Below are 8,112 nucleotides of genomic sequence, written 5' to 3'. Positions count from 1 at the left end.
GCTCGTAGACCTCGCTGACCATCCACTGCGCCACGCCGCTGCGGGGCCGCATCATCGCCACCAGCGGGCAATCCCGGGCCGCCGCGACGGTCATCTTGCAGGTGGCATGGAGTCGCATCGGGGGACTTTCGATCGGGAGGCTGAAAAACAAGAGGCCCGGCGAGTTTCCCCGCCGGGCCCAGGTTCTCGCCACGTGCTGCGTTTGCCTGCGAGAGGCTGCGTTTGCCTACGTGAGAGGCGCACCGGAGAACCTGGATCCAATATGGCGCAGATCGCGGCGCCGGCTTGTCGGACGTGGCCGCGACTCAGGGGCCGGCGAAGGCCATGGGCGCGCGGCCCGGTCTCACTTGGGGTCGCTGCGGCGACTCGGCTCCGCCGGCTTGACCGGTTCCGCTGCCTTGGCATCGGCCTCGGCCGCCGGCGGTCGCTCGATGTTCGCGATCGCTCMACTGGAGCGCATGGCCGCCGAGCCGCTGAGGGTGTCGGAGAGCGCCCTGCCGATCGTTCCGCCGGCGGGGCCCACCTGCGGCTCGGCCGGAGCCGGCTTGGACGGTGCCGACGTGATCGGCGGCGTCTCGGGATCGGCGGCCCAGCTCGAGGCCGACACCAGGACCGCACCGGCCAGCATCTGCCGGCCGATCGCCCGGAAGCGCAAAAGCATGCGACGCCTTTCAGCCTTCATGGTTCCTGCCTCCAATTCGATGCATCAGTTCGCCGATCCAGCCGAGCAGTTTGACAATCAGCACCGGCAAGCTCACCGTTACCGGATTCACGTAGTGCCCAAGATAGCGCACCGCGAGCGACATGAGAAGAAAAGTGAGCCCGGCCGCCGCCCCGATCCACAGCAGCGATCGGAGGATGCCGTGCGAGCCCACCAGGGCCGCTTCGACGGCCATGAAGAACAGGAAGCCGACCCCGTAGTTGACCCTGCCGGAACCGGCGCGAAGTAGCGTTGGTCCAGCAGCGCTTCGAGCGCATTCGCCTGCAGGTCCATTCCCTGGACGTCACCGTCGTCGACCACCGAGCGATGGCGGTCGAGGGTCGGGCTGCGTTCACCGACGATCACTATGCGACCGCGCAGGTAGTCGACATCGACGCGCGCCGCCGGCCGTTCGGCGCACGGCGGCTGCATCCTGGCGCTCGCGGCAGCCAACGCGCAAAGCAGGTCGCCGCCCTGGAAGACCACCAGGTCCTTCGGCTCGATCATCGAGTGCACCTGTTCGATGCCGAGCTTCCTCGAAGTAGATGCTCTGAGCAGCAAAGCGCAGGTTGCGCTCCTTCGCTACGATGGCGGCACCTTGCTCGTCATCCACCCCGCGACCCGACTGCCCGCTTCTCATTGCCCAATCCATGACCACACCCGGGTCGCCACGGCGTCGACGCGCAACCAAGTTGCTGCTATGGGCTATGGGGCTGCTGCTTGCCGCGGCCTCCGGGGTGATGCTCTTCCTGACGACACTCGACGCCGAGGTCTACAAACGAGCCTTGGAGCGAAGGCTTTCATCCGTTCTGGATCGGGAGGTGTCGATCGGCAGTCTGTCGTTCGACCTTGCCGTACGACCGACCTTGTCCGTGCGCGATCTGCGCATCGCAAACCCTCCCTGGGCATCGCGCCCGGACTTCGTGACCGCTGCGAGCGGCGAGGCGCACCTCGATCTCATCGCCCTGTGGAATGGTCAGGTCGAAATGCGCGCCGTGCACCTGGAGGGTGTCGATCTGCTGCTCGAGCGCAATGCGGAGGGCGAAGGCAATTGGCCGTTCGGCACGCCCGATCGGGGCATCAAGCGCGCGGCATTGCCTGACTTCGGCACCGTGTCGCTGACCGACGTACACGTTGGCTGGCGGCAAGGCGGCGGCTCCGTCGAGCAGGTTCGTGTCGATACCGCCGAGGTCACGATCAGCGACGGCGTGCCGTTTCGGGTTCAAGCGCTTGCCGACTATCGAGAATCTCCGATGCATCTCACGGTGGAGGCCAACGCCTCGCTTCAGGCTGCACTCAATGGCGAGCCCTGGCGTCTGTCCGTCGGCCTGCGACCGAAGGGCGCGTCCCTCACGCTCGACGTGCGGCTGGCATCGATCGCTTCGCTCGAGGGCGTCGAACTCGGATTTGAGATGACGGGCGAGCATCTCGACGCGTGGTCCGGCGTCCTGGGGCGGGCATTGCCGGGATGGGGCCCCTATCGTCTGTCGGCGCAGTCACGCTACGTACGAGGCAGCCTGCATGTCGAAGACTTGAGTCTGTCGCTCGATGGACTGCCGATGCAGCCGTCGCGCCTCGAGATCGGGTCGGGCAAGGCTGTGCTCGGCGCGAACGTGGACACGCGGCTGACGGTCGAGGGCAAGATCGGTGAAACTGCGTTCTCGCTCGAGGCAGGCAGCGCGCCATGGCCTGAGCTGCAAAAAATAGATGGCGTCGCGCCTCTCACGCTGCGCGCCCAGCTTGCGGACTTCACGCTGAGCGCCAATGGGAGCATGACGCCCGCAGCCGAAGCCACGGACTTCGACCTGGCGCTGTCCGCCCGTGGCGACGCCCTGGCGCCGCTGCGCCTGCTTGCGGGCCTGCGCCTGAGCCAACCCTTGCCGGTGGATCTTGCGGCTCACGTGACGCATTCCAAGGAAGGCTATTCGGCCAGGAACATCCGTGGCCTGGTACTCGCCTCGGCGGTGTCAGGAGATCTCGCGTACGTAACCGCGCCACGTGTGCTGCTCAGCGGGGCGCTGAACCTCGGCCATTTGGACTTGAATCAGTCCGATGTCAAAGCTCTCGAATCGGCCGCGTCTGAGTCGCGACCACGGGCCCTCTCCGGTGCGGGCGCGCCGGCGTGGCTAAAGCGCGTCGAAGCGGATCTGTCCCTGCGGATTGCAGCAATCACCGGCCTGCCTGTCCCGGCCAGGAATCTGACCGGTCGGGTGAGCTGGCGCGACGACGTGGTCCGGCTACAAGGGCTTGCCGCCACACTGGCCGGCACGGCTGTCACGGGAGACGGCACGCTTCGCTGGAGCGATGGCCGGCCGCAGATCGCTGGCAACGCGAGCATCGCGGTGCTCGACTTCGCCAAGCTCGGCGGCAGCGCGGCGAAACCAGGACCGCGCAGTGCATTCGACGATCCACTGCCGCTGGCGCCGCTGCGTGCGTTCGATGCCAGGCTACAGTTCGACGTTGCCCGCATTGCGGGCGCACCGGTGCCGATCGGCAAGGTGGCTGCGCTCGCGGACCTGCGGGGCGGCAAGCTCGCCATCGACCTGAAATCTGCCACGGTCGCCAACGCTCCGGTGCAGGGCCATGTCACGCTCGATGCGAGCGGGCGGGCATGGCGCGTCGATGCCAACGCGATGGCCGATCGCATCGACGTGGCGGCGCTGCTGCGCTCGCCGAATCGGCGGGACACGACGAGCGGGGCGATCCGGGGACTGCAAGTCGTGTTTGGCTCGCGGGGCACGAGCGTGCGCGAACTCATGAAGCAGGCGAAGCTTTCCGTTCGCAACGCTCCCTTCTCCCTTGCGGTGGGTCGCGACCGCTCCCCGGTCCAAGTTGAGCAGGCGAACATTGAGGTTGAGCCGGGCGGCCCGGTGCGCGCGAGCGCGGTTGGCCATGCACTCGGCGCGCCGATGGATTTGACGGTGGTCGCCGGGCCGCTGGCCGAACTGCTGAACCCCGAGACCGCGTGGCCGAAGATGGAAGCGAATCTGCGCACGGCTCTGGGCGGAGAAACACTCCACGTCCTTGCGACCAGCGGGCCGCTGCAGCGTCTGCTCGGCCTGCGTGACGTGCCGCTGGCATTGCAGGCGACGCTGCTTGGCGCGCGCGCCACCCTGGAGGGCAACGTGAGCAATCTTTCGGCGCCCACAGGCACGCGGTTCGACGCCCGGATCGAGATCGACAACCTGGCACAGACGGCGGCGGTGTTCACCGCTTCGCGCCTGCCTTCCCTCCCGTTCAGCGCCGCGGGACGCGTCACGCTGGGAGACGGGGAGGTGGCTGTCGACGATCTCAGCGCGCAGGCCGGCAAGTCGGATGCGGCCGGGCGACTGCGAATTCGGTGGCGTGACCGGCCGGATCTGTCAGCGGATCTCACGTCCAAACTGATCGATGCCACACAGTGGGAGAAACCCACGGCCAATGAGAAACCGGTGCTGGACCGGCCCATCCGCATGCCGTCCCTGCTCTCACGCGACGCGCAGCTGCGGCTGCGAGCAGAGCGCTTCCTTTTGCATCGATACGACCTCGCGAAGCTGCAACTCGATGGCACGCTCACCAACGGACTGATCGAGGTTTCGACCGCAGCGGCCGAAGGCGGGCTGCGCGGGGAACTGCGCCTTGATTTGCGCCAGGAAGTGCCTGGTGTGGCGTTGCGTCTGTCGCTCAAGGAAGTCGATTCAGAGGCGCTGTATACGGCACGAGTGGGGCCGCCGAGCGGGGCCGCCACGCCGTTGCTGTCGATGAGCGCGCAGCTCGCTGGCGCCGGTACCACGCTGCGCAACATGCTCGCGGCCGGGCGCGGTGAGTTTCTGCTCACCGCCGGCGCGGGCACATTGCCCATCAATTCAGGCTATGGCTTCGAGAGGATTGCCGGCAACCTCCTCCTGGCGCTGGTGCCAGGCCGCAGGGCGGCGGACAACGCCCAACTCGAATGTGCGGCCGCGCGCTTCACCATCGCCGACGGCGTGGCCACCTCGAGCGACGGCGTTGCGCTGCGCCTGAAGCATCTGGACATCCTGGGCGGTGGCGCGGTGAACCTGAGAACGAGCGAGATCCTGTTCGGGTACCGCGCGGTGCGACGCGAGCTCTTCAGCTTCAGCTTGCTGGGCCTGACGAGTGGCGTCGCGAACGTCACCGGAACGATCAGCGATCCGACTTTCAAACTGGACACCAGGGGCATGTTGATCGTGGGGACCGCGGCCTGGGCCACCGCCGGGGCGTCGCTGTTGGTGGGCGACTTGTGGCGCAAGCTCGAGTCGACCGCCAACCCCTGCGCCCGCATCGCTGCCGGCGCCCAACTTTCGAGCGACCCACTCGACGTGCTGATGCGATCATCGCCATCGGTCAAGCCCTGATCGGTACGTCTGATGTTTTCGTTCACGGATACTGAGAGTGGATGAAATGCGGGCATGTCCTGCTACAAGGCGACCGCAACCGGGGCGCCTCGTCCTCGACGATTACGGTCTGGTGCGTCACCGCCATCTCCAGCACCTTCTTGCGCCGATCCAGGCTCAGCATCGCGCCGCTGGGGTTGCCGAAGGTCGGGATGAGATAGACGAACTTCGGCTTGTGCTCGGCGACGAGCTTTCGAGCTCGTCCGTGCACACGCCGTTGGCGTCGATCGGCGCGCTGATCAGGTGTGCGCCGTAGAGCCGGAAGCACTGGATGGTCGCGAGGAAGGTCGGGCGTTCGACGATCACCTTTTCGCCAGGCGAGATGAGCGTCCTGCCGACCAGGTCGAACGCCTGCTGGCTGCCGGTGGTGACGATGAGGCCGCTGGGGTCGACATCGACGCCCTTGGTCTTCATGAAGGCGATGAGTTGCGTGCGCAGCGGCTCGTAGCCTTCGGTCGCGCCGTACTGCAATGCGCCTCCGGCCTCTTCCGACAGGGCCTTGACGCTCGCTTCCTTCAGTCCTTCGACGTCGAACATCGCGCTGTCCGGAAAGCCACCTGCAAAGCTGATGATGCCGGGTGTGCCGAGCAGCTTGAAGAGTTCGCGGATGGCGGAGGTTTCGACAGGGGAAGCAAATTGCATGGAAAGTTCTCACTTTCGGGGGCCATATGAAATGGCCGACATACGTAGATCTGTTAGCTCAAACCGCAAACTGGCAGCGAAGCGCCGTGGATCGCCCTGGCTTGGTCTGATGCCAAGAAGAGGATGGCGTCTGCCAGATCTTGCGGCGCCACCCAGCGCGACGGATCGCCATCGGGCATAGCAAGCCGGTTTTCAGGCGTATCCATGATGGTCGGCAGCACGCAGTTCACGTTGATGCCTTTCTCGCGCAGTTCCGCGGCCATCGACTCGGTCAGCCGCATCACCACACTCTTAGACGCAATGTAGGCACCCATCCGCGCGGCGCCCCTGTGCGCAGCGAATGCACCGACATTGATGATCTTCCCGGAGCCCGCTGCCAGCATGTGCGGAACTGCGGCTCGGGCCATCTGCAGTACTGACCCGGCGTTGATGCCGAGCAGAAAATCCCAGTCGGATGGGGAGGTCTCATGCACCTCCGCGCCCATGCGGAACCCGCCCGCGAGGTTGCACAGCACGTCGATCCGGCCAAAGCGCCCAATCGCCTGTTCGGTTGCCGAGAGGACTTCGTCAGCGTGCATCAGGTTCGCTCCGATCACAAGATGGCGCCCCCTGTCCGGGAAGTCGCTGTCCAAGCTGACGGCTTGCTGGTCGACCAACACCAGCTGCGCGCCCCGGTCGGCAAAACTCTTCGCCACGACGCGGCCCAGATTGCCCGCGGCACCCGTGATCAGGACTGTCTTGTCGCGGAAGTTCATGACTGCACGCTTTCCTGCTTTTGTCGGTGATAGCGCCCCGAGCCTCGGGACAGGACTCGATCGGTCGCCAGTACCGTTCCCGGCTGGTATTCGGGAAGGCCTTTGATATGTTCGTAGACCGGCGCGAAGTCGATGCGTGCCAGCGCAAGAAGCTCATCGAGGTTGTCGATCACAAAATAGCTTTCCTGGAAATCGTCGATGCGGTAGTGCGTGCGCATCACGCGTTCGAGGTCGAAGCCGATGCGGTTGGGTGACGGATCGTCGAGCGCGAACACGCTTTCGGTGAACGACGACGCAATGCCCGCACCATAGATCCGCATGCCATCGGCATGCTTGACCAGTCCGAATTCGACGGTGTACCAATAGACACGCGCCAGCTTGTCGAGCACTCCCAGTTCCTTGGCGCGAAGGCCGCCCAGACCATAGGCTTGGATATAGTCAGCGATGACAGGATTCATGAGCATCGGGACATGACCGAACACGTCATGAAAAACATCCGGCTCTTCAAGGTAGTCCAGTTCGTGGGGCTTGCGGATGAAGTGTCCAGCGGGAAATCGCCGGTTCGCCAAGTGATCGAAAAACACATCGTCCGGGACAAGACCAGGGACCGCAACCACTTGCCACCCGGTCTTCTTCATGAGCACTTCGCTCAACGCCTGAAAGTCCGGGATCTGTTCCGGGCCAATTGGCAGATTCTTCATGCCCTCCACGAACTCGTCGCAAGCGCGCCCTGGCAGCAGTTTGCTTTGACGTTCGAAGAGCGTCCTCCAGACGGCGTGATCTTCGACCGTGTAGTTCGACCATCCCTGATCGATGGTCCAGTCGGAGCGGTGAGGCTGTACGTCGCCGGCGGCGAGCCCGTGCTTCGTTGCCTCGCCGGACTGTTCATTGAGTTGTCGCTGCATTAGAGTTCTCCGGTTGCCGTCTTCAGGACGCCGTGATGGTTTTGTAAAGCCGTTCTGCCAAGTGCGCCATCTCGATGTCTCGCATCGAGATGCCGGTGACGTCGTGTGTGGTCAAGGTGATGTCCACTCGGTTGTAGACGTTGAACCATTCGGGATGGTGGTTGACTTTTTCCGCCGCGAGGGCCAGGCGAGTCATGAAGCCGAACGCCTGGCTGAAGTCGGCAAAAACAAGCTCGCGCTTGATCACACCTCCGCGGGAGTCCTCGCAGCGCCACCCTGGAAGATCTGCAAGTAATTCAGTGGCGTGGGAAATTTCGAGTCGGTGCATGGCTTACTTTCGAAATCTGGCAAAGGCGCTCAACTCGCAGCAAGAACGCCGCGGCGCACCTGGTCGCGCTCGATCGACTGGAACAGGGCCTTGAAGTTGCCCTCGCCGAAGCCGTCGTCGCCCTTGCGCTGGATGAACTCGAAGAACACCGGGCCGCCGAAGGCCGTCTCCGAGAAGATCTGCAGCAGCAGGCGCGGGTTGCCGCCCTCGGTGCTTCCGTCGAGCAGGATGCCGCGCGCCTGCAGTTCGGCGACCGGCTGGCCGTGGCCTGGCAGCCGCGTCTCGAGCATCTCGTAGTAGATGTCGTTGGGTGCGGTCATCAAGGGCACGCCGGCCAGACCGAGCTGGTCGATGGTGTCGATCAGGTTGTCGCTGAGGAGGGCGATGT

General features: G+C 64.9%; 7 protein-coding genes and 2 pseudogenes. 2 read left to right on the top strand and 7 right to left on the bottom strand.

Annotation, left to right across the window (positions count from 1 at the left end; translation table 11 throughout):
- Positions 1 to 343: 343 nt before the first annotated feature.
- Both AC1DY5_RS32910 and AC1DY5_RS32905 read right to left on the bottom strand, forming a co-directional pair.
- The gene (locus tag AC1DY5_RS32910; protein WP_478118313.1) at positions 344 to 661 is read right to left on the bottom strand and encodes a hypothetical protein; all 318 of its coding nucleotides are present in this window, start codon (positions 659 to 661) and stop codon (positions 344 to 346) included.
- A gap of 10 nt (positions 662 to 671) precedes the next feature.
- Positions 672 to 896, bottom strand: coding sequence for a hypothetical protein (locus AC1DY5_RS32905; protein WP_478118311.1), 225 nt, complete (start codon positions 894 to 896; stop codon positions 672 to 674).
- Positions 897 to 952: 56 nt separating this feature from the next.
- Between AC1DY5_RS32905 and AC1DY5_RS32900 the strand changes: the two genes are divergently transcribed.
- Complete coding sequence (locus tag AC1DY5_RS32900) at positions 953 to 1,354, top strand: hypothetical protein (protein ID WP_478118309.1); 402 nt, start codon at positions 953 to 955, stop codon at positions 1,352 to 1,354.
- Positions 1,288 to 5,055, top strand: coding sequence for an AsmA family protein (locus AC1DY5_RS32895; protein ID WP_478118316.1), 3,768 nt, complete (start codon positions 1,288 to 1,290; stop codon positions 5,053 to 5,055). The genes AC1DY5_RS32900 and AC1DY5_RS32895 overlap by 67 nt, the downstream gene beginning before the upstream one ends.
- Positions 5,056 to 5,143: 88 nt before the next feature.
- Here AC1DY5_RS32895 and AC1DY5_RS32890 read toward each other — a convergent pair.
- The 5 genes and pseudogenes from AC1DY5_RS32890 to AC1DY5_RS32870 form a co-directional block, all read right to left on the bottom strand.
- Positions 5,144 to 5,736 (bottom strand): annotated as a pseudogene (locus AC1DY5_RS32890) (aminotransferase class I/II-fold pyridoxal phosphate-dependent enzyme); the annotation flags it as partial.
- 53 nt (positions 5,737 to 5,789) lie between these two features.
- Positions 5,790 to 6,491 (bottom strand): SDR family oxidoreductase, encoded by a 702-nt coding sequence (locus AC1DY5_RS32885; RefSeq protein ID WP_478118308.1) that lies wholly within the window; start codon positions 6,489 to 6,491, stop codon positions 5,790 to 5,792.
- On the bottom strand, positions 6,488 to 7,396 hold the full coding sequence (gene phhA, locus AC1DY5_RS32880) for a phenylalanine 4-monooxygenase (protein WP_478118305.1): 909 nt from the start codon (positions 7,394 to 7,396) through the stop codon (positions 6,488 to 6,490). Before phhA ends, AC1DY5_RS32885 begins: the two co-directional genes overlap by 4 nt.
- A gap of 22 nt (positions 7,397 to 7,418) precedes the next feature.
- On the bottom strand, positions 7,419 to 7,724 hold the full coding sequence (locus AC1DY5_RS32875) for a 4a-hydroxytetrahydrobiopterin dehydratase (RefSeq protein ID WP_478118303.1): 306 nt from the start codon (positions 7,722 to 7,724) through the stop codon (positions 7,419 to 7,421).
- Positions 7,725 to 7,753: 29 nt separating this feature from the next.
- Positions 7,754 to 8,112: pseudogene (locus tag AC1DY5_RS32870) on the bottom strand (4-hydroxyphenylpyruvate dioxygenase); the annotation flags it as partial.

The organism is Variovorax sp. P4_D9 (assembly GCF_056401695.1).
The sequence above is the reverse complement of the archived record's forward strand: the minus strand, read 5'-3'. Positions and strand labels throughout refer to the sequence as shown.

Excerpts from the sequence above, each read along its gene's own strand:
- AC1DY5_RS32905 (WP_478118311.1), bottom strand. The coding sequence starts at position 896 with ATGGCCGTCGAAGCGGCCCTGGTGGGCTCGCACGGCATCCTCCGATCG.
- AC1DY5_RS32895 (WP_478118316.1), top strand. The coding sequence starts at position 1,288 with ATGGCGGCACCTTGCTCGTCATCCACCCCGCGACCCGACTGCCCGCTT.
- AC1DY5_RS32885 (WP_478118308.1), bottom strand. The coding sequence starts at position 6,491 with ATGAACTTCCGCGACAAGACAGTCCTGATCACGGGTGCCGCGGGCAAT.
- phhA (WP_478118305.1), bottom strand. The coding sequence starts at position 7,396 with ATGCAGCGACAACTCAATGAACAGTCCGGCGAGGCAACGAAGCACGGG.
- AC1DY5_RS32875 (WP_478118303.1), bottom strand. The coding sequence starts at position 7,724 with ATGCACCGACTCGAAATTTCCCACGCCACTGAATTACTTGCAGATCTT.